This window comes from Paludibacter jiangxiensis, from assembly GCF_001618385.1.
Taxonomy (GTDB): Bacteria; Bacteroidota; Bacteroidia; order Bacteroidales; family Paludibacteraceae; genus Microbacter; species Microbacter jiangxiensis.
On sequence record NZ_BDCR01000003.1, the window covers coordinates 238169 to 258791 of the forward strand.

The window sequence follows — 20623 nt, forward strand, 5'->3', positions numbered from 1 at the left end:
CATCTTTGTATAAAATAGAATAATGCAAAATCTCTGCACAAAAATCTCAATATCAACGTTCAACACCAACCTCCATGAAGCAAAAGATTTTTCTTTGTCTGGTTCTTTTCGGCTCTTTGCTGAGCCTAAATTCTTTCGCCGCTGTTTCCGGCAATTATCAAAAAGGATGGGAAGCCTTTGGAAATAACAATCGTAGCGAAGCCCGGCGCTTCTTCACGCTGGCATTAGAGAATCCTTCTTCGAAAGCAGACGCGCTTCTAAGTCTTGCCCTGCTCGACTGGCAGGAGATGAAAAACGATAATGCATTCGATGACTTCCGGAAGTTTTACGAGATTAGCTCTGATCCATACGCTTACTTTTATGGTTTCTCTTCGATGCCATTTCTGTATGAATCGAGCAATCTGCTTCAACCTTCGCGTGTCGATTTTCTGGAGAAGATTGTTGCTGACCCCAAAATGAACGGCACACTCAAGGCAATGATATACCATCAGCTCGGACAGCACTATTTTGCCTGCAACAAGACAAAAAAAGCGCAGGAATTGTTCGACAAAATAGGAACAATAGATCATTGGCAGGTGTTGGGAACATTCGACAATACCTCAGGCAGCGGCTTCAACAAAGACTGGGGAGCTGTTACCAAGCCCAAAACCGAAGATGTCCTCAAAAATCGTGTGGATGCCGATATCCATTGGTACACACCGTCGTACAACAAGCCTGACAGATGGTTTTACTTCGACTATTATTTTCAGTTGAACAACACGGTAATGTATGCCCAATCGTTCGTTACCAGTCCCGTAGCACAGGAAGTGTACCTGCGGACAGGTACTTCCGGCTCTCTGAAAATATGGGTAAATGACGTTCAGGTTGCGTCCGTACCGGAAGAACGAAACTGCGATCTGGATATTTATGCCTACAAAGTACAACTTAATCAGGGCGTGAACCGTATTCTGGTGCAAATCGGACAAAGTGAAATTGAAGCAGCCAACTTCATGCTTCGCATCACGGATGCTAATGCTCTTCCGATAGCAGGCTTAACCAATGTTGCCGAATATGCCGCCTATACGAAACCGGCATCGGGAAGCATTTCCGAGCCTTTGCCCTTCTTTGCGGAAGAGACATTGAAAGCAAAAATCAAGGCAGAGCCGGACAATGCGTTGAATTATCTTACCCTTGCCGAAACTTATCTGCGCAACGATAAAGCTTACGAAGCTACAGCCATACTGAAACAACTCGAAGAAAAATATCCAAAATCGTCTCTGATTGCCTACCGCCTAGCAGAAGCATATACCCGTGCCAAAAATCAGACCGATTATGGCAAGGAGATGGAAAAGATCAAACAAGATGATCCTAACTCATTTACTGCATTGAGCGAAGCCGTAAACGATGCTTTCAAATCGGAGAAATATAACGATGCTTTGGCTATTTGTCAGAAAGCAAAAGATCTGTACGGAAGCAATACTACCACCGAAGCCTGGGAACTGAATATTGCCTCGCAGCAAAAACGGACTCAAGACGTAATCGAGATGTCGAAAACGCTTTATAAGAAATATCCCGATAATGCCGATTACATGAATCTTCGTTATGTCATTGAAAATAACGTGTCGCAAAATTCAAAAGCCGCTACTTCCATAGTAGAAGATTATTGCAACAACTATTTCAACGGCAAAGCAATGGAAACGCTTGCGAAAATCTATGCCGATCAGGGCAATCAGGAAAAGAGCCTTACTGTTTTACGCCAGCGCATCGACCACATGCCCTATGCCATTGGTTATCTCGACAATCTTGCCGGGGTCTATTTCAAAATGCAACGTTACAAAGATGCGCTGGAAGTGACAGATCGCATGCTTCAACTGGCTCCGTATCTGCCTGGTGTATTCAATTATCGTGGCTACATCTACAAAAACCTGAATCAGCCGGAACTGGCCAAAGAAAGCTTTCGCAAGTCGATCTATTATGGCCCGACATCTTACGACTCAAGAGCTCAGTTGCGCTTACTGGAAAACAAAAAAGAGGTTGGCGAACTGTTTCCGAAGAACGACCTGACAGAAATTATCGCCAAAGCACCTTCGTCAAAAGAATATCCTGAAGATAATTCAGCCATTCTGCTTAACGACCAGCAACTGGTGGTGTATCCTGAAGGCGCCAAAGAATATCACTACGACATTGCTATTAAAATTCTGAATCAGGCGGGAATAGAAACGTGGAAAGAATATTCCATCGGTTATAATGGCAACACGCAGAAGTTGTTGCTCGATAAAGCAGAGGTTATCAAAGCCGGAGGCAACAAAGTGAAAGCCGAGACAAATGAAGACAACGACCATATTGTATTTACTAATCTGGAAGTGAACGACGTACTTCATTTGGATTATCGCGTACAGGATTTCTCTACCGGCGAAATTGCCAAGCATTTTTATGACCAGTTCCTGATGCAGTATAGCATTCCTTCATTACTGAATCGTTATAGCATTCTTGTTCCCAAAAACAAAGAGTTCAAATCGCTCGTAACGAACGGCGACATCAAACCGGCCATCAGCGACGTGGAAGACATGAAGCTGTACCAGTGGGAATCGCGCAACATGCCCGCCATCAAAAGCGAACCATACATGAGCGAACTGGTGGACGTGGCTCCTACCCTCTCTATCAGCAGCATTCCCGACTGGAAATACATCAGCCACTGGTACAAAGACCTGACTACAAACAAGCTCAAATCTGATTTTGTACTAAAACAAACCATCAGTCAGTTATTGAAAGGAAAAGAGAATGCAAGTGCGATGGAAAAAGCCCGCATTTTCTACAACTACATTCTGGAAAATATCTCCTACTCCAATGTGGCTTTTTTGCACAGCAACTACGTGCCGCAAAAAGCGTCGCGCACCATTACAACCCGTCTGGGCGATTGTAAAGATGTGGCAACGCTGTTTGTCTCTCTCTGCCGTGAAAGCGAAATCAAAGCCAATCTGGTACTGATCTCCACACGCGACAACGGATACAACCGACTGGTGCTTCCGACCATCGACTTTAATCACTGCATTGCCCGACTGGACATTGACAACAAAGTATACTATCTGGAACTCACAGACAACAAACTTCCGTTCAAAGCAGCTTTGACGGTCGATCTGAATTCGAACATATTGCCGATCCCTTATGACACTGAAGCTTTCGGTGATAAATTAATGTCGATGGAAATGCAATTCCGTCCTAAAAACCGGATCAATCGCGACAACACAATCACGCTGGTAAATAAAGACATGCAGGTACAGCGCCATTCGGTTCATTATGCCGCCGACGCTTCTTACCTCAGAGATACCTACCGTGATCTTGGCGCAGAGGAACAACTGAAGAAAATCACTCAGTCGGTAGCTTCGGACTTTAGCGTGCCCATCAAGGTAACCAACCCGAAATTCAAAAACCTTGAAAACCTGAACGACAGCATCGTGTATGACTGCAATATCGAGATCAAAAACAGCTTGCAAGATGTTGCCGGAATGAAAATCATGCAATTACCATGGACAGACAAAATCAGTTCTCTGGAAATGGTTGCCGAAGACACCCGCAAATATCCGATGGAACTCTGGCAATATCATATGGAAGATATTACTACAGAAACGCTTACCATCAAGTTGCCGCTGGAAAAAAAATTCGTCGAAATTCCTGCGAACGTAAACCTTGAATGCGCAAATGCCCGTTATAGCCTTACCTACGACACGAAGACCGTCGGAACTGTTATAGCACACCGCACTTTCATGAGAAAAACAGAAACGGTAACGATTGCTGAATATCCGAAATTCAAGGAATTCATGAACCTCGTAAGCGAAGCCGACAACAAACAATATGCAATAAAATAACCTGCTAAGTACAAAACAAACTCTGAATGAAACCTTTCTCTTTTTTATGTTCGCTTCTGCTCTGTGCTGCCTGTGTAACAACAATTTCGGCAAAAGAATTTGCAGTGCAATCACCGGACAAGTCCATCACACTGAAAGTCAGTGTTGACAAAACAATTTCCTGGACAGTCGACTGCAATAAGCAGACGGTTATCATGCCATCTGTTATTTCACTCACATTGCAGGGCGAAGCTCCTTTGGGTGTCAACCCGTCCGTAAAGACGAGTAAAATAAACACCGTCAACAACATTATCTCAGCGCCTGTTTATAAAAAGAAAGAGATAACCGACAACTACAACGAACTGATTATCAATTTCAAAGACTACTATTCATTGCTTTTCAGAGCATATAACGATGGCGTGGCTTATCGTTGGGTGCTCAACCGGGCGGGAGAAGTAGTTGTTAGTAACGAAGATGCCCGTTTCAATTTTGACGCCAACTATGCAGCTTACATTCCATATGCTAATTCGGGAGCCAACAATGTGTATCAATGTTCGTTCGAAAACACATACAAACATTTCAATATCGGCCAAATGGAGGACAAACCCACTTACACCCCCATTCTGATTGAGTTGAAAAACAAGATAAAATGTGCCATCACAGAAGCCGATCTTGAAGATTACCCGGGCATGTTTCTCCGCCTGAACAAATCGACCAAACAGGGATTTGTAAGCGATTTTGCACCTTTCCCTCTCGAAGAAAAACAGGGCGGATATAACAACATTCAATCTTTGGTGACCAAAGGCGGCGATTTTATTGCCAAAACGAAGGGCAATCGATCTTTCCCGTGGCGTGCGTTGATTATTTTCAAAGAAGACAAGGATTTACTGAACAACGACATGGTTTATAAACTGGCAGCGCCGTCGCGTGTGCAGGATACAGAATGGATTAAACCCGGACAATTAGCGTGGGACTGGTGGAACAACTGGAATCTTGAAGGAGTCGATTTCAAAGCCGGCATCAATACCGAAACCTACAAGCACTATATCGATTTTGCATCCAAATACAACATTTCATACGTATTGCTCGACGAAGGATGGGCTGCCAAAGGCCAACTGATTAATACCATTCCCGAAATTGACCTGCCTGCTATAATCGATTATGCCAAGTCTAAAAATGTTGGCGTTATCCTTTGGTGCGGATGGGTTCCTTTGAACCAAAACATGGAACAGGTGTTCGAACACTATTCCAAAATGGGCGTCAAAGGCTTCAAGATCGACTTTATGGATCGTGATGATCAAAAGGTGGTAAACTTCTACTATAAAGTGGCGCAACTGGGAGCACAACACCACATGCTGATTGATTTTCACGGAGCTTATAAACCAACCGGATTGCAACGAACCTATCCGAATGTGATTAATTTTGAAGGTGTGTATGGTATGGAACAACTCAAATGGAACAATCCGGATATGCCCCAAAACGACGTGTTGATTTCATATATCCGCATGTTGTCCGGTCCGCTCGATTACACTCCGGGAGCAATGCGCAACGCATCAAAAGACAGTTTCCGTCCAATTGTCGGACAACCCATGAGTCAGGGCACCCGCTGCCATCAGCTCGGCTTGTACGTTGTGTTTGAAGCACCGCTCTGTATGCTGGCCGATAGCCCCAGCAACTACGAAAAAGAGTCGGAATGTACCAAATTCATTTCGCAGATACCTACTACATTCGATCAAACCATCGCACTCGGAGGAGAAGTCGGGAATTACTCGGTCATCGCGCGTAAGAAAGGCAATAACTGGTATATAGGAGCCATCAACAATTGGGATAAACGCGACATCACCATCGATTTCTCATTCCTCGGCCCGGGCAAATGGAAAGCCGAAGTATTCAAAGACGGAATCAATGCTAACAATAACGGTAACGACTATAAACGGGAATTTTTGAATATCTCCGACCAGTCGCATCTGGCAGTGCATTTGGCCGAAGGCGGAGGCTGGGCAGCCATCGTAAGGGCTGAATAAAAAGAAAGTATTGTATACAAAAAGCTCCGTGACAAATGTTTATCACGGAGCTTTTTGTTTTATAATAATAGTGGATTATCCTTTATGCTGTACTTTGCCGTGTCCGGTATGCGACAAATCCTCTAATTCACCATCACCGCAATAGGCAACATCCCCATGTCCAAGATTCTGAATTTTAATGGTATGAGATGCAAATACTGTCGTATCGCCATGACCTATACTTTTGACATTAACATTTTTGGACACAAGATCAGTACCGGAAATATCACCATGCCCTTCGTTGCAGATGGACAGAGAATCGCACGAACCGGTCAAAACCATATCGCCTCTTCCTTTGTGGTTGATTTCAACGGCAGCACCTTTCAAATCCAGATTCAGGTCGCCTTTGCTGGCATTGTTAATGACTAAATCGTTGGTTTCGCATTTCAATGTGAAATCGCCATGATTCGTCGACATCACTTTTACTGAAGGAGCTTTCAGTTCGAGAAACACATCGCCGTGAGAAACCGTCTTGATTACCATTGCATATTTGGATTCGAGAGGTTTCACCGTTTTAATATCTGCATGTGAAGTCACATAAAGAGCTTCGAGTGCATGGCAATAAATAGTGATTTTGCCGTAAGTAAAGAGAGGAATTTTTTGGCGAAGATCCTGCGTTACGAAAAGCGTTTTGATAGAATTGTCCACCCGCACGCCGTCAATCAGGTTGTCGTCCATTTCAATCACCACCTTCTCTTCGTCCGACTGAACGATTTCCACGTTACACTGCGTGCAAAGATGAAGTTGTAAAAAGGGACTAACCGCTATCGTTTTACTGACAACGTTTCCGCTGCCTTTTTCATTAAATATTCTTCTGAGTTTTTTAAATGTCACCATCTCAATAGAATTTTGGTATTAGAGTCTTCAGTTGTATATGTTAATCCGACAAAGATAAACCACCATATACGATGTTCATTTATATATAAAGAAATTGTTTTTATATTTGCAGGATATTATTTTATATTATTTATTGCACATAGCTTCAAAAGACGCAATGACAATTACAATCAACAACCAGACTTACTCTTTGAATGACAGCAAACTGGACACCGAAAGCATTGAGCAGCTTCTGACTTTCTGGACAAAAAAGCAGGCAGCTCTATCAATTTTCGAATCCGAAGAACTTTGTGTTTTTTGTCTCCAAAAGCCACAAATTTCAAAAACCCGGTTTTGTCACAACGATTACGACAAAGGCCGTTTGTTGTTTGCCCGTCAATACCTGCTGGATCACCTGACAATGCCCCCGACAATAGATGAACTTGCAAAAATTGCAGGAATTAACAGCTTCAAACTCAAAAACGGCTTCAAAGAACTGTTTGGCGATACCATCTACAGTTATCTGAACAGTTTTCGCCTTGAAAAAGCTGTCAACATGATTGCTTTAGGCGAAAAAAACATGACTCAGATTGCTTTTGAGCTCGGTTTTTCCTCTCTTCAACATTTTAGTACAGCATTTAAAAAAGCATACGGGTGTTCGCCAAAAAAAATTAAATCTACCCCGGGCTTCCAGTTCAAACTATAGGTGGGCAAGAAAAAACTATTATATTTGTTGCATCATTTTTCCAAAACAGGGAGCCCTCAGTCGTTTTTTAACCAAAACGATTACTCTTACGCCTAACATACAAGGCTGTATTTACCTCCGTAAACCAATGATACGGACGGTTCGTTTAACCAAAAACTAACTACTACCAAAAATGAAAACACTGCTATTATCTGCTGTCTTTGTATGTTCATGCTCTTTGTTGTCAGCCCAAAATATTCAACTTCCACAACCTGTTCGTACAGGTGGTAAACCGTTGATGGATGCATTAAATCTGCGTCAGTCTGCCCGTCAGTTTGATTCTGAAAAAAATATTTCAAACCAAACGCTTTCCAACTTGTTGTGGGCGGCATGGGGTTTTAACCGGGAAAAGAAGAGAACTGCTCCTTCTTCGATGGACCGTCAGGAAATCGATTTGTATGTCGTTACAAAAGAAGGAATTTACAAATACGATGCAGCACAAAGTAATCTTGTGCTTATTGTAGCCGGAGATTATCGCAAAGACACAGGCATGCAATCCTATGTAGGCGAAGCTCCTTTAAACCTGGTATTTGTGTGCAACAAATCCAAGATCAATTCAAAAAGTGAAAGCGGACTGATTGAAGCAACTTATGCTAACAGCGGTTTCATTTCACAAAATATCTATTTGTTTTGCGCGTCAGAAGGGCTTTCAACAGTTGTACGCGCAAGCATTGTCAAGGAAAAACTGGCAAAGATAATGAACCTGACCGATGACCAGATGATTACGCTGGCTCAAACCATCGGTTACCCTAAAAAGTAATTTCAAACTCATACGCGGCTATTTGCAAGTCGCTAAAAACAATCTGACCCAATGCGCTATTTAGTCTTTTTATTACTCATCTCAATAAATACTGTTTCACTTTCTGCAAAAGGGAAATCGTCCAATTCCGTCACATTGCGCGATTCGTTGGTGCATTATGCAAAAACGTTAATCAACACGCCATATCGTTCAGGATCAAAAGGCCCAAGCGGATTCGATTGTTCCGGCTACACAAGCTATGTATACGGCAAATTCGGCATGTCACTCAATTCATCTTCCGGTTCGCAGGTAGCAAATGGGCAAGAAGTGGACATCGACAACCTCAAAAAAGGAGATTTGGTATTTTTCAAAGGCCACAACAACAAGAAATCTCGCATTGGTCACGTTGGTATCTTTCTGGACAAAAATCCTGATGGCAGCTTTAATTTCATCCATTCGGCCAACGGTGGCGGCGTTCGCATCGACAACAGCAATTCCGGATATTATGCAAAACGCTACGTTACAGGATGTACTGTAATAGCCGATAAGAAATTATATAAATTTGATCCCGTTCAGGTGAAATCGTTTTCTGGTTTTGACGACAACGTACAATATGCATCAACAGGCAAAACCCACAAAGTACGAAAAGGGGAATCGTTATATACAATTGCTCAGAAATACAATGTTTCGGAAGAGCAACTGAAAGAATGGAATAACATTAACGGTAACAAAATAAAACCGGGACAAAAGCTTTCCATTCAGTCGGAACAAAAAAGTTCAAGCAAAGAATTAGCAAGCAACACTGATAAAAAACACGCAAAGGAACAAATTGCATCTGAAGGCAAGACCCACACTGTAAAAAAAGGAGAATCATTTTATACTATCGCAAAGAAATATCATATTTCTGAAGACGATCTGATCAAAGCCAATTCTAACAATGGAGAAAAAATTAAACCCGGAGATAAACTTCAAATCCCCGGCGGATCAGCTTCTGTCAAAAACGAATCACAGGAAAGTGTTGCCACAAAAACAGTTACTTCACGACAAACCCACAAAGTAAAGAAAGGTGAAACTTTGTCTGAAATCGCCGAAAAATATCACACCACTACAGCAAAAATCAAACGCCTGAACGGACTATCTGGCAACAAACTTAAACCGGGCGCAACACTGACAGTTCAAGAAATAGAAAAGGAAGTGCCTGTAAAAGAAACTAAAGCCGAAACAGCTTCAAAAGCCTCTAAAAAAGAGACTGTAAACGAAGAAGAACAAGCTACAAAAACAGCAACTTCACGCAAAACACATAAAGTGCGTAAAGGTGAGACCCTGTCTGAAATTGCCGACAAGTTTGGTGTTTCCGTTTCACAACTCAAAAAGTGGAACGGCCTTTCTAAAAACAAAGTGAAACCAGGAACTTATCTGACTGTTCAGTTGGCAGAAAAAGACGTTCCTGCAAAAGAAGCCAAAGCTGAAGCTGCTCCTAAAGCCTCTAAAAAAGAGACAGTAAACGAAGAAGAACAAGCTACAAAAACAGCAACTTCGCGCAAAACTTATAAAGTTCGCAAAGGAGATACTTTGTCTGGAATCGCCGACAAATTCGGAGTCTCTGTATCACAACTCAAAAAATGGAACGGTCTTTCTAAAAACAAAGTAAAACCGGGAACTTATCTGACTGTTCAGATGACAGAAAAAGAAGTACCGGTAAAAGAAACTAAAGCCGAGACCACTTCTAAAGCCTCTAAAAAAGAGACTGTAAACGAAGAAGAACAAGCTACAAAAACCGTCACATCACGCAAATCTCACAAAGTGCGTAAGGGTGAGACCTTATCCAGAATTGCAGACAAGTTTGGTGTTTCTGTATCGCAGCTCAAGAAATGGAACGGAATTTCAAAAAACAAAGTGAAGCCGGGTACCTATCTTACAGTTCAGATGACAGAGAAAGAAGTTCCTGTAAAAGAAGCCAAAGTAACATCTGAAACAGAGACCTCTACCGTTCAAAAAGGAAACCCATCGGAAAAGACGCATGTCGTAGAAAAAGGAGAAACCCTCTATTCTATCGCCAAATCACACCACATATCAGCGCTCAAAATCAAAGAGCTGAACAACCTGACAGACAACCAAGTTCATGAAGGAGACGTACTATCTCTTGATCCCAACGCTCCGGTGACAAAAGCAAAAGAAGTGGTGCAAAACGAACCAAAAACCCAACAACCGGAGGTTGCTCCTGCTCAGAAAGAAGACGTAAAACCTGTTGTATTAAGTGCGCAACCAACCGAAAAGATTGATACTCTGACTACCAGTTATAAGGTCAACAAAACTCACGTTGTACAAGACGGAGAAACACTGGAGTCGATAGCTGAACTCTATCAGGTCACACCGGCTCAGATAAAAAGCTGGAACGGAATTTCAAGAAAGAAAAACAAAGTAACTCCGGGGCAAAAGCTAACCATTGAGACTGTAAAAAAAGAGTATGTTGTTGTATCTGCAAAAAAGAAAAGACCGGTAACGAAAGGAAAAACGACCAAGGAAGCAGTAGCTGCAGAAGAGCCCTACTCTGCCCCCGTAGTATCTACCAAACCTGTAAAAACAAGCCATACCGTTTCCAAAGGTGAAACACTCTTCACCATTGCTAAAGAAACGAACCTTACGGTTGACCAGTTAAAAGAATACAATCATCTGAACAACACAGACGTAAAAGAAAATCAGGTTTTAAGTCTTATTCCTGACTCAACCAACGTGGTCAAAAAGGCTGAAATTAAAACAGCAATTACTACAAAACACATCAAATATGTTGTGAAGCCCGGAGATACATTGTTCTCTATAGCTAAAGCACACAACGTATCCGTTGACGATCTGAAAGCTGCGAATGAAATCACCTCAGGTGAAGTCAATATCGGTCAGCAATTGCAAATTCCAGCACGCTAATTACCCGTGAAAAGAAGGTATTTCATCTGGCTGTCATATAACGGCACACACTACCACGGTTGGCAAATACAGCCCAATGGGGTATCCGTACAGGAAAAGCTACAGGAATCAATTTCTCTGCTAATGCGGTTACATACCGACGTTATTGGCGCAGGCCGTACAGATGCCGGCGTTCATGCGCGCACCATGGTAGCCCATTTTGACGCAGAAGAGATTGAACAACCCGAATTGTTCCTTAAGAAGCTAAATGGTGTCCTTCCTAACGATATTTCCGTGTGGGACCTAAAAAAGGTCAAGCTGGGAGCTCATGCCCGCTTTGACGCCATAAACCGCACATACGAATACTGGGTAACCCCGGAGAAAAATCCATTTCATCTCGAATCAGCAGCTCGCGTGCATAGTCCGCTCGATTTTGAAGCTATGAATCAAGCGGCGGCAGTATTACCCGAATATATCGACTTTACGAGCTTCAGCAAGCTCCATACAGACGTTAAGACCAACAATTGCACCATAATACAGGCATACTGGGCAAAACGGGGAGATATATGGGTATTTACCATCACTGCCAACCGATTTCTCAGAAATATGGTCCGGGCAATTGTAGGGACATTGCTCAAAGTAGGAAGAGGCCAATTAACCGAAAAAGATTTCAGAGCTATAATCGAGGCTAAAGACAGAGGTAAAGCCGGCTCTTCGGCTTATGCACACGGATTATATTTAACGGATGTAGCGTATCCCGACTCTATTTTTGAGTCCGACGAATGTGCGCGATAAATTTTTGAAAAAAAATTAGGCAATTAACATATTGAAAAAGAATGACGTAAAAAAAGAAGGCATATTTTTCTGCAAAAAAAGAGACAAAACATTTGCAGGTTTCAAAAAAACCCCTTACCTTTGCATCACTTTTCTGAGAGACATCAACCACAGCAAAGGCCGATAAACAAAGGAAAGTAACCTTCTTCAGTAGCTCAGTCGGTTAGAGCACCTGACTGTTAATCAGGGGGTCGTAGGTTCAAGTCCTACCTGAAGAGCCCTAAATTAAGCCACTCCAAAAGAGTGGCTTTTTTATTTTTATCCACTAAGACAAATTGAGGATTATCGATACGAACAATCCAAAAACTATTGTTTAGACTCCTCAATACACCTACCCTCACACGTAACACACAAGCATAAAAAAAGGGGCATTCCGTAAAGAATACCCCTTCCTATATCTAATCAGATAAGATTACCATCTGTTGTTGCTGCGACGGTCGTTATAACCACCACGGCTACCACCACCGTTATTGCTATATTCGCGACGAGGACGTTCTTCGCGAGGTTTTGCAATATTAACGTTAATAGTCATACCGTTAACTTCTGATTGATTCAAAGCTTCGATAGCTTTGTTAGCTTCTGCTTCATCAGGCATTTCAACAAAGCCAAAACCTCTTGATTTACCAGTGAATTTGTCTGTGATAACTTTAGCTGAATCTACTTGTCCGTAAGCTTCAAAGACTTCCTTTAACCCGTTGTCGTCAACACCATAGCTGAGGTGCGAAATGTAAATGTTCATTTGTAAAAATAATTAAAAAATATGAATACATAATTATGCCATTGAAAACAACCTGGTAAAAAAACAAAATCGCTATCAATCATAATCAACGCAAAGATAGTGTTTTTTTATTAACTCCAATATCTCAACTGCTTTTTTCGGTAAATTACACACAAATTACGTGTTAAATATTATTAATTATACCCAATCTATTGATATTTATATTTGAAAACAACAACCAAAAGCACGCCTATAACAAACAACCACAATCGGTTACTCTATATTTCAAAATAACATTTTAAAATGACTATTCGTGAAATAAATAAAGAAAATCTATCTTTTATCATTACCACAAACATATTAGACAACTCAAATGCATACTGTAAAAAGAGAACCATAAATCAGACAAATCACCTACTATCTTCAGACAGAGGAGAACCTCATCCTAATCCACTGCAAAGCCCTTAATATAGGGATTTGTTTTGAAATACCCGTTCGTTTTTTTATGCTTAACAACAAGCAAAAAACATTGTGATTATTAGAAATAAATGATAACTTGCAACGGTTTTCCTTAGAAAATCATTTTTATTTCAAAAAAAACAGACTTAATAGGTTTCAAAACTCAAAAAAGCCATCACCATGAGTTATCTGAAATTTGACAAAACCTTATTGACGAATCTACAAAAGTCGTTGCGGAAAGAAATTTTGCGCACAAACAAGTCAGGTGCCTACAGCGCAAACACAATAACAGACTGCAACACAAGAAAATACCACGGATTACTGGTTGTACCCATCCCTGATTTAGATGATTACAACCATGTTTTGCTTTCATCACTTGACGAAACTATCATTCAGCATGGTGCCGAATTTAATCTTGGTGTGCACAAATACGAAGAAAACCATTTCAGTCCGAATGGCCACAAATACATCCGCGAATTTCACTTTGATGCCACTGCCAGAACTATTTACAGAGTCGGCGGCGTTGTTCTGGAGAAGGATAGAATCTTTATCTCGCATGAAAACCGCTATTTGATCAAATACACGCTACTTGATGCTCACTCACGAACAACCCTGCGCCTGCGTCCATTTCTGGCATTCCGAAACGTGAATGACCTCTGCGTTGCTAACGGCAAGGCAAACACTTCGTACACCGAGACTAAAAACGGCATTGGAATGTGTCTGTACGATGGCTACCCTACCCTTTTCATGCAAACGTCGAAACAGAACGAATTTATTCATCATCCGGACTGGTATCGCGGCATAGAATACCCAAAAGAACAGGAGCGCGGGTACAATTACAAAGAAGATTTACTTATTCCCGGTTATTTTGAACTCTCGATAGAGAAAGGCGAAAGCATTATTTTTTCAGCAGGAACATCTCCGATTGAAACCCAAAATCTTGCTGTCCTTTTTGAATCTGAAATAGAAAAAAGAACTGTCAGAAACAGTTTCTTCAACAGTTTAAAAAACGCGGCACAGCAATTCTATTTCAAACGAAACGGCGATTATTACCTTTTAGCAGGATATCCATGGTTCAAAAGTCGTGCACGCGATGAGTTCATTGCTCTAACGGGCTGTACTCTTGCAATAGAAGACGCATCTACCTTTGAAAAGATAATGGCAACAGCCCTCATTGCCGTCAACGATTTTATTTCTGAAAAGCCAGTTGAAAAAGCCATTTACGAGCTGGATACTCCGGATGTATTGTTATGGTTTATCCGAACCGTGCAACAATATGCCAAGGCAGTCTCAATAGAAAAGGCGAACCAGCTGTACGGAGAAACTGTATTGAAGGTTATTTCATTTATCCGCAAGCAAAATCACCCAAATTTATTTTTGCACGATAACGGGTTGTTATATACCAATGGAACGCAGACAGCCATATCATGGATGAATTCGATGGAAAACGGAACTCCGATAACTCCCCGCACCGGCTATGTTGTAGAGATCAATGCACTTTGGTATAATGCCTTAAAATTCGGAGCCGAAATTTCGACCGTTCAAAAGGATGAATATGCCGCCGACCTGCTGGATTATCAGTCTGAATTAACACGTCAGTCGTTCGTTCACATGTTTTGGAACGGAACCTATCTGCACGATTATGTTGATGGGGATTACAAAGACTGGGAAGTACGCCCCAACATGATATTTGCCGTGTCGCTACCCTATTCTCCGTTAGAAAAAACACAGCAAAAATCAATTGTGGATATCACTACACGGGAATTGCTTACACCGAAAGGTCTGCGCACACTAAGTCCTAAGAGTCCGTTTTACCGCCCGACATACGTAGGTAGTATGCTTGAACGAAACCGAAATTATCACAATGGACCGGTATGGCCATGGCTTACCGGCTCGTTTGCTGAGGCTTATCTCAAAATTTACAAACGAAGCGGAGTTTCTTTCATTGAACGCATGTTAATCGGTTTCGAAAGTGAAATGAGCGAGCTTTGCCTTGGCACACTCTCCGAATTACACGACGGGAATCCGCCTTTTGCAGGACACGGAGCGATGTCGTTTGCTACAAGCGTTGCTGAAATTCTACGTACGCTCAAACTATTGGAATCAATAGAGCAATCCGGAGAACAAACAAAATCTTAAGTCTAATTTTCTTCCAATCAGAATATAACATGAAAGCATTAATGTTTGGATGGGAGTTTCCTCCGCATATCCTTGGTGGTTTGGGAACTGCAAGTTACGGACTCACCCGTGGAATGGCTCTCCAGTCGGATATGGAGATCACCTTTGTCATTCCACGCCCGCACGGAGATGAAGATCAGAGTTTTCTCAAAATCATAGGAGCCTGCAATGTCCCGGTCGTTTGGAGGGATGTTGAATGGAATTTTGTGAATGAACGCATTGGAAGCTCTATGCATCCGGATGAATATTACCACCTGCGTAACCGCATCCGATACGACTACAGCCGTATCGGCACCAACGAACTGGGCTGCATCGGGTTCTCCGGGCGCTATCCGGACAATCTGTTGGAAGAAATTTCTAATTACGAAGCGGCTGCAAGTGTTATTGCCCATGCCTATCCGTTCGATATTATCCACTCACACGACTGGCTCACTTATCCCGCCGGGATTTTCGCCAAACAAATCACAGGCAAACCACTGGTAATACATGTGCACGCCACTGATTTCGACCGTAGCCGGGGTAATGTGAACCCAACAGTTTACGGCATCGAAAAGCGGGGAATGGACACTGCGGATCACATTATTACAGTGAGTAACCTCACCCGCCAGATAGTCATCGAGAAGTACCATATCGACCCACGCAAGGTGACCACAGTACATAACGCCGTTGAGCCGCTTGGCAACGCCGATTCATTCATAAAACAACCGCGAAAAGACAAGGTTGTAACATTTCTCGGGCGTATCACCATGCAAAAAGGACCCGAATATTTTGTGGAAGCGGCCGCCCGCGTTTTGCAAAAGACACGCCACGTACGCTTTGTAATGGCCGGAAGCGGCGACATGATGAACCAGATGATTCATTTGGTGGCGCAGAGAGGAATTGCCGACCGGTTTCATTTTACAGGATTTCTGAAAGGGCCAGAAGTGCACAATATGCTGGCTCAAAGTGATGTTTACATTATGCCTTCGGTATCGGAACCGTTCGGCATTTCGCCACTCGAGGCCATGCAGGTAGGAACTCCAACGATTATTTCGAAGCAATCGGGATGCGCTGAGATTCTGACTCATGCCATCAAAACGGATTATTGGGATATCGACGCCATGGCAGATGCCATCTATTCCATCGTAAAATATCCGGCGATGTACAAAAGCCTGCGCGAAGAAGGTCGTGCCGAAGTAAACCGGATTACCTGGGAAGATGCCGGAAAGAAAGTTAGAGCCATCTACGATCAGGTGCTGCGATAAGCCTCTGATTCCGGTTCGCAAAATAAAAAACGGGAAGTTCCTTTTTACAGGCAACTTCCCGTTTCTCATTACTCGTTACTCATTATATGAGATCTTTCACCATCCAGAGCGTACAAGCCGTATGCCCGGAATTACCCAACGGGTGAGGAATCGTGTGAAAGCCGGCTTTCTCATACATACCGACCGCTTTGGCCAGTTCGGGAAAACTTTCGAGATAGAGTTGCGTATATCTCAACTCCACGGCCGATTCAAAGCATTTCTGCATCAATAATTTTCCAAGTCCTGTACCACGCTGGCTTGCCGAAACATAGAATTTCACCAGTTCGGCACACCCTTCTGGTAAACCTTCAGTAGGAAAAACACCGCAACCGCCAGACAGCTTACCATCGACTTCCACCACCCAATAGACCGAGCGGGGAGTTTGAAACAGCTGATAAAGCGCATCGGTAGTTGGGTCTGTAAACACCGTGCCTGGACGGGCAACATCATGCTCGCTCAATACGCTACGGATAATTTCAGCCAGCTCCCGATTATCTTCCGGTTGAATTTTGCGGAGAGTGATGGTGTTATTCATTCAGATACGAATCCTTGAAACCGAGGAAATAGAGAATACCGTCCAAACCAATTGTAGAAAGCGACTGGCGTGCATTTTCCTTCACCTTGGGTTTGGCATGAAAAGCAATTCCCAACCCGGCAACACCCAGCATCGGAAGGTCGTTGGCACCATCACCCACCGCAATGGTTTGAGCAATGTCCACCTTTTCCACCTGCGCTATCAGGCGCAACAGTTCGGCTTTACGTTTACCATCCACAATATCGCCCACGTAGTTACCTGTTAGTTTGCCATCCACAATTTCCAGTTCGTTGGCATACACGTAGTCGAAGTTATATTTTTGTTTCAGATAGTTTCCGAAATAGGTAAATCCCCCCGAAAGCACCGCAATTTTGATACCCACGCGTTTCAATACACTCACCAAGCGATCCAGTCCTTCAGTGATGGGCAGATTTTCGGCAATTTCGTGCATCACCGACTCGTCGAGTCCCTTAAGCAGCTTCACCCGACGGGCAAAACTTTCGGAAAAATCGATTTCACCACGCATGGCCGATTCTGTAATAGCACGCACCTCGGCACCCACGCCGGCACGTTCGGCCAGTTCGTCGATTACTTCGGTTTCTATAAGCGTTGAATCCATATCAAAGCAAATGAGGCGGCGGCTACGACGATACATGTCATCTTCCTGAAACGAAACATCGAGTTGCAGGCGGGTACTCAGATCCATAAACATTCTCTGCATCTCCTCCTTATTGCTGGGAGTTCCGCGTACAGAAAGTTCGACGCACGATTTAGAGCTACGCACATCTTCTTTCAGTGGAATACGACCTGTCAGACGCTGAATCATATCAATATTCAATCCCTGATCGGCCACGACTTTGGTTACTTCGGCAATTTGTACTGCCGTAAGTTTGCGACCCAATAGAGTGATGATATAACGGTTTTTACCCTGAAGGCTCACCCAACGTTCGTAGCGTTCTTCGGTGATAGGCGTAAATTTGATTCCCACCCCCAGTTCGTACGATTTGAAAAGTAACTCCTTCATAATCTCGCCGGAGTTACTGCTTTGAGTTCTATAGAGGATACCTAATGCCAGGTGGTTATGAATATCGGCTTGCCCGATATCGAGGATAAACGCGCCATAATGCGCAAGAATTTCGGTAAGAGCCGAGGTCACACCCGAACGGTCCTCTCCCGAAATGTTGATCAGAACAATTTCGTCTGTAGTGGTCATAAATGTAAAACTAATACTATTTGCGGCTGCAAAAGTAAGGAAAAAGTTTTAACAGGAAAATGAAATGAATGAATAGTGAATAAAAACACAGGAACAAAAATACTACATATAGAGAGTCGAATGCAATTAACAGTATCATTATTCCTTATTTTTAAGTTTGTCATTTCAAAAGCCTCTTTATATATTTGCTTGTTATTCAAGCCAAACATGTACGGCTCATATGATCGGATGCCACAATATTTTCAAGCAATCTTATCTTTATTTATAGGCCTTTTGATAAAAGAGCAATGGGCTCAGTTCGGCATCACCAACAAGCACTAATTCGCACTAAAAAGCCGAACCTCAGAAAGGGGGTTCGGCCGATGAAATTTTATTATTATGCCAGAAAAATTATACATTTGCAAATAATATAATACATAAGGTACCTACTATAAATCTATTGAATTTCGTTGTGTTCCTGCGACGATTATATTGTTCTTAGCATATTGTGCTTCAGTTCCGTGTTGCTGTGATGTGTTTTACGTTGCGCTGCACTTAAAGATGAATATTGTAGTAGGTACCTTTTTTTATCTACCATGGAAGAACTCTCTAAAGACAATTTTTTGGCAAGCACAAACAAAAGAGAATTGGCTGCGTCTCTCGGCATCAAATATTCTACCTTGGCCTATTTGTTATATCACCTCACAGATGAACGACGATACTCCGAATTTGAAATAAAAAAGAAGAATGGAAAGAGTCGAATGATTGCGGCTCCCACTGTAGGTATAAAGCATGTTCAATCAAATCTAGCTTATATATTATTAGATATTTATCCAAGCAAGAAAAATGTGCATGCTTATCTTAAGAAGAGGAACATTAAGAGCAATGCATCTCACCATCTCCACAAAAAGCTACTTATCAATATTGATCTAAAAGACTTTTTTCCTTCCATTAATTTCGGTCGTGTTCGTGGGCTCTTCATGTCACATCCGTTCAAGTTTAATGAAGAAGTAGCAACTATATTGGCAAAAATATGCTGTTATAAAAACACCCTTCCACAAGGAGCTCCAACATCTCCTATATTATCCAATTTTATTTGTAGAAAGTTAGACAATCAACTTGTAGATTTAGCCCAAAAAGGGCGCTTCAGTTATACAAGATATGCCGACGACATTACATTTTCCACTAATTTAAGCCCACTTTCTCAAGTATTAGGGACAATAAGCGATAATAAAATAGTACTCTCAGAAGAACTGACATCTATTATTACTAGTAATGGATTTACAGTCAACCAAGATAAAACACGATATGCAACTAATGCAAACCATCAGGAAGTAACAGGGTTAGTCGTAAATGAGTTCCCCAACGTAAAACGCCAATATGTAAGACATATAAGGGCTATGCTACATGCTTGGGAACAATATGGGCTTACACTTGCAGCTCAGGAACACTTTAGTAAGTATAATACCAAACATAAAATAATATCTAATCCCGAAATATCCTATAAGAATGAAATAGCGGGTAAAATTGGATTTGTAGGATCAATCAAAGGAAAAGACGATGACATCTATAGAAAAATGTGTATTAGATTAAGGGAATTAGATCCTGATATAAAATTAGCGGTTGCCTTTTCAAACTTTCATAATGAAAATAAACCCGTTATTTATGGAGAAGGGAAAACTGATTGGAAACACCTTAAAGCCGCATTACGCTATTTCCAACACAAAGGAGAGTTTCTTGATTTGAATATACACATTACAGAATATAGTGAACAAGTTAAAATCAATAATGCTGAATTATTAGCAATGTGCAAAAGCAAGGCTCTTGACGCAAACAAACACAAACTTATTTTTTTATTTGACAGAGATAATCACCAAATCAACTCAGAGGCAAGCCTCAATGAAAGTAATTATAAATATTGGGGAAACAACGTTTATTCAGTTCTTTTACCTAAACCAGATCACAGAGATTTCAATGAAATCTGCATTGAATTTCTTTATGAAGACGAAATCATCCAAAGAAAAGATAACAATGGTTATCGCCTCTTTATAAATAACGAATTTAGTAAAGATACAGGAAGACACTTAATCAATGAAAAATTGCAATTATCGAATCTTGGAATAATCAGATGCCCATATCCTCGAATTATAGAACATGATGTAATGGACATAGAAACAGGGAAAAACAAAGCCCTTCCCAAAAACAATTTTGCAACATATATCTTAGAACAACAGCCTCCTTTTGACAACGTTTCGTTCGAACATTTCAGAGGTATTTTTGAACTGCTTACAACAATCGCCACAGAATAACTACCTTGCAAGCGAATCAAACACTCT

The 20623-nt window shown here is 41.9% G+C and carries 13 protein-coding genes and 1 tRNA gene; 10 read left to right on the plus strand and 4 right to left on the minus strand.

What is annotated here, in order from left to right; genetic code table 11:
• Positions 1–74 precede the first annotated feature (74 nt).
• Positions 75–3845, plus strand: a complete 3771-nt coding sequence (locus PJIAN_RS07490; protein ID WP_068703656.1) for a DUF3857 domain-containing protein — start codon at positions 75–77, stop codon at positions 3843–3845.
• Between the two features lie 26 nt (positions 3846–3871).
• Positions 3872–5848 carry a retaining alpha-galactosidase gene (locus tag PJIAN_RS07495; protein WP_068703658.1) on the plus strand — a complete coding sequence of 659 codons (1977 nt, stop codon included), beginning with the start codon at positions 3872–3874 and terminating at the stop codon, positions 5846–5848.
• 75 nt (positions 5849–5923) lie between these two features.
• Here PJIAN_RS07495 and PJIAN_RS07500 read toward each other — a convergent pair whose 3' ends face one another.
• On the minus strand, positions 5924–6724 hold the full coding sequence (locus tag PJIAN_RS07500; protein ID WP_084252319.1) for a GIN domain-containing protein: 801 nt from the start codon (positions 6722–6724) through the stop codon (positions 5924–5926).
• A 157-nt stretch (positions 6725–6881) separates the two neighbouring features.
• Between PJIAN_RS07500 and PJIAN_RS07505 the strand changes: the two genes are divergently transcribed.
• The 5 genes from PJIAN_RS07505 to PJIAN_RS07525 all read left to right on the plus strand — a co-directional run bounded on the left by PJIAN_RS07505 (position 6882) and on the right by PJIAN_RS07525 (position 12140).
• Complete coding sequence (locus PJIAN_RS07505; RefSeq protein ID WP_068703662.1) at positions 6882–7409, plus strand: helix-turn-helix domain-containing protein; 528 nt, start codon at positions 6882–6884, stop codon at positions 7407–7409.
• A 172-nt stretch (positions 7410–7581) separates the two neighbouring features.
• Positions 7582–8208 (plus strand): SagB/ThcOx family dehydrogenase, encoded by a 627-nt coding sequence (locus PJIAN_RS07510; protein ID WP_068703664.1) that lies wholly within the window; start codon positions 7582–7584, stop codon positions 8206–8208.
• 51 nt (positions 8209–8259) lie between these two features.
• Positions 8260–11109: a LysM peptidoglycan-binding domain-containing protein gene (locus PJIAN_RS07515; protein WP_068703666.1), complete on the plus strand. Its 2850-nt coding sequence runs from the start codon at positions 8260–8262 to the stop codon at positions 11107–11109.
• Between the two features lie 6 nt (positions 11110–11115).
• The gene (gene truA / locus PJIAN_RS07520; RefSeq protein ID WP_068703668.1) at positions 11116–11883 is read left to right on the plus strand and encodes a tRNA pseudouridine(38-40) synthase TruA; all 768 of its coding nucleotides are present in this window, start codon (positions 11116–11118) and stop codon (positions 11881–11883) included.
• A gap of 183 nt (positions 11884–12066) precedes the next feature.
• Positions 12067–12140: transfer RNA gene (locus PJIAN_RS07525), tRNA-Asn, on the plus strand.
• Positions 12141–12334: 194 nt separating this feature from the next.
• On the opposite strand, the gene rbp is transcribed toward PJIAN_RS07525, so the two are convergent.
• Positions 12335–12661 carry an RNA-binding regulator gene (gene rbp, locus PJIAN_RS07530; RefSeq protein ID WP_068703670.1) on the minus strand — a complete coding sequence of 109 codons (327 nt, stop codon included), beginning with the start codon at positions 12659–12661 and terminating at the stop codon, positions 12335–12337.
• A gap of 618 nt (positions 12662–13279) precedes the next feature.
• On the opposite strand from rbp, the gene PJIAN_RS07535 reads away from it, so the two are divergent.
• Both PJIAN_RS07535 and PJIAN_RS07540 read left to right on the plus strand, forming a co-directional pair.
• Positions 13280–15238 (plus strand): glycogen debranching enzyme N-terminal domain-containing protein, encoded by a 1959-nt coding sequence (locus PJIAN_RS07535; RefSeq protein WP_068703672.1) that lies wholly within the window; start codon positions 13280–13282, stop codon positions 15236–15238.
• Positions 15239–15267: 29 nt separating this feature from the next.
• Complete coding sequence (locus PJIAN_RS07540; RefSeq protein ID WP_068703674.1) at positions 15268–16521, plus strand: glycosyltransferase family 4 protein; 1254 nt, start codon at positions 15268–15270, stop codon at positions 16519–16521.
• Positions 16522–16603: 82 nt separating this feature from the next.
• Here the strand turns inward: PJIAN_RS07540 and PJIAN_RS07545 are convergent, their stop codons facing one another.
• Both PJIAN_RS07545 and serB read right to left on the minus strand, forming a co-directional pair.
• Positions 16604–17095 carry a GNAT family N-acetyltransferase gene (locus PJIAN_RS07545; protein ID WP_068703676.1) on the minus strand — a complete coding sequence of 164 codons (492 nt, stop codon included), beginning with the start codon at positions 17093–17095 and terminating at the stop codon, positions 16604–16606.
• Positions 17088–18308: a phosphoserine phosphatase SerB gene (serB, locus tag PJIAN_RS07550; protein WP_068703678.1), complete on the minus strand. Its 1221-nt coding sequence runs from the start codon at positions 18306–18308 to the stop codon at positions 17088–17090. The genes PJIAN_RS07545 and serB overlap by 8 nt, the downstream gene beginning before the upstream one ends.
• A 575-nt stretch (positions 18309–18883) precedes the next feature.
• Here serB and PJIAN_RS07560 point away from each other — a divergent pair.
• A complete protein-coding gene (locus tag PJIAN_RS07560) occupies positions 18884–20596 on the plus strand; it encodes a reverse transcriptase domain-containing protein (protein ID WP_068703682.1) in 1713 nt (570 codons plus the stop codon).
• The last annotated feature ends 27 nt before the right edge of the window (positions 20597–20623 follow it).

What these genes read in the sequence shown, in the direction of transcription:
- PJIAN_RS07490 (WP_068703656.1), top strand. Translation starts at nt 75, where the DNA reads ATGAAGCAAAAGATTTTTCTTTGTCTGGTTCTTTTCGGCTCTTTGCTG.
- PJIAN_RS07495 (WP_068703658.1), top strand. Translation starts at nt 3,872, where the DNA reads ATGAAACCTTTCTCTTTTTTATGTTCGCTTCTGCTCTGTGCTGCCTGT.
- PJIAN_RS07500 (WP_084252319.1), bottom strand. Translation starts at nt 6,724, where the DNA reads ATGGTGACATTTAAAAAACTCAGAAGAATATTTAATGAAAAAGGCAGC.
- PJIAN_RS07505 (WP_068703662.1), top strand. Translation starts at nt 6,882, where the DNA reads ATGACAATTACAATCAACAACCAGACTTACTCTTTGAATGACAGCAAA.
- PJIAN_RS07510 (WP_068703664.1), top strand. Translation starts at nt 7,582, where the DNA reads ATGAAAACACTGCTATTATCTGCTGTCTTTGTATGTTCATGCTCTTTG.
- PJIAN_RS07515 (WP_068703666.1), top strand. Translation starts at nt 8,260, where the DNA reads ATGCGCTATTTAGTCTTTTTATTACTCATCTCAATAAATACTGTTTCA.
- rbp (WP_068703670.1), bottom strand. Translation starts at nt 12,661, where the DNA reads ATGAACATTTACATTTCGCACCTCAGCTATGGTGTTGACGACAACGGG.
- PJIAN_RS07535 (WP_068703672.1), top strand. Translation starts at nt 13,280, where the DNA reads ATGAGTTATCTGAAATTTGACAAAACCTTATTGACGAATCTACAAAAG.
- PJIAN_RS07540 (WP_068703674.1), top strand. Translation starts at nt 15,268, where the DNA reads ATGAAAGCATTAATGTTTGGATGGGAGTTTCCTCCGCATATCCTTGGT.
- PJIAN_RS07545 (WP_068703676.1), bottom strand. Translation starts at nt 17,095, where the DNA reads ATGAATAACACCATCACTCTCCGCAAAATTCAACCGGAAGATAATCGG.
- serB (WP_068703678.1), bottom strand. Translation starts at nt 18,308, where the DNA reads ATGACCACTACAGACGAAATTGTTCTGATCAACATTTCGGGAGAGGAC.
- PJIAN_RS07560 (WP_068703682.1), top strand. Translation starts at nt 18,884, where the DNA reads ATGGAAGAACTCTCTAAAGACAATTTTTTGGCAAGCACAAACAAAAGA.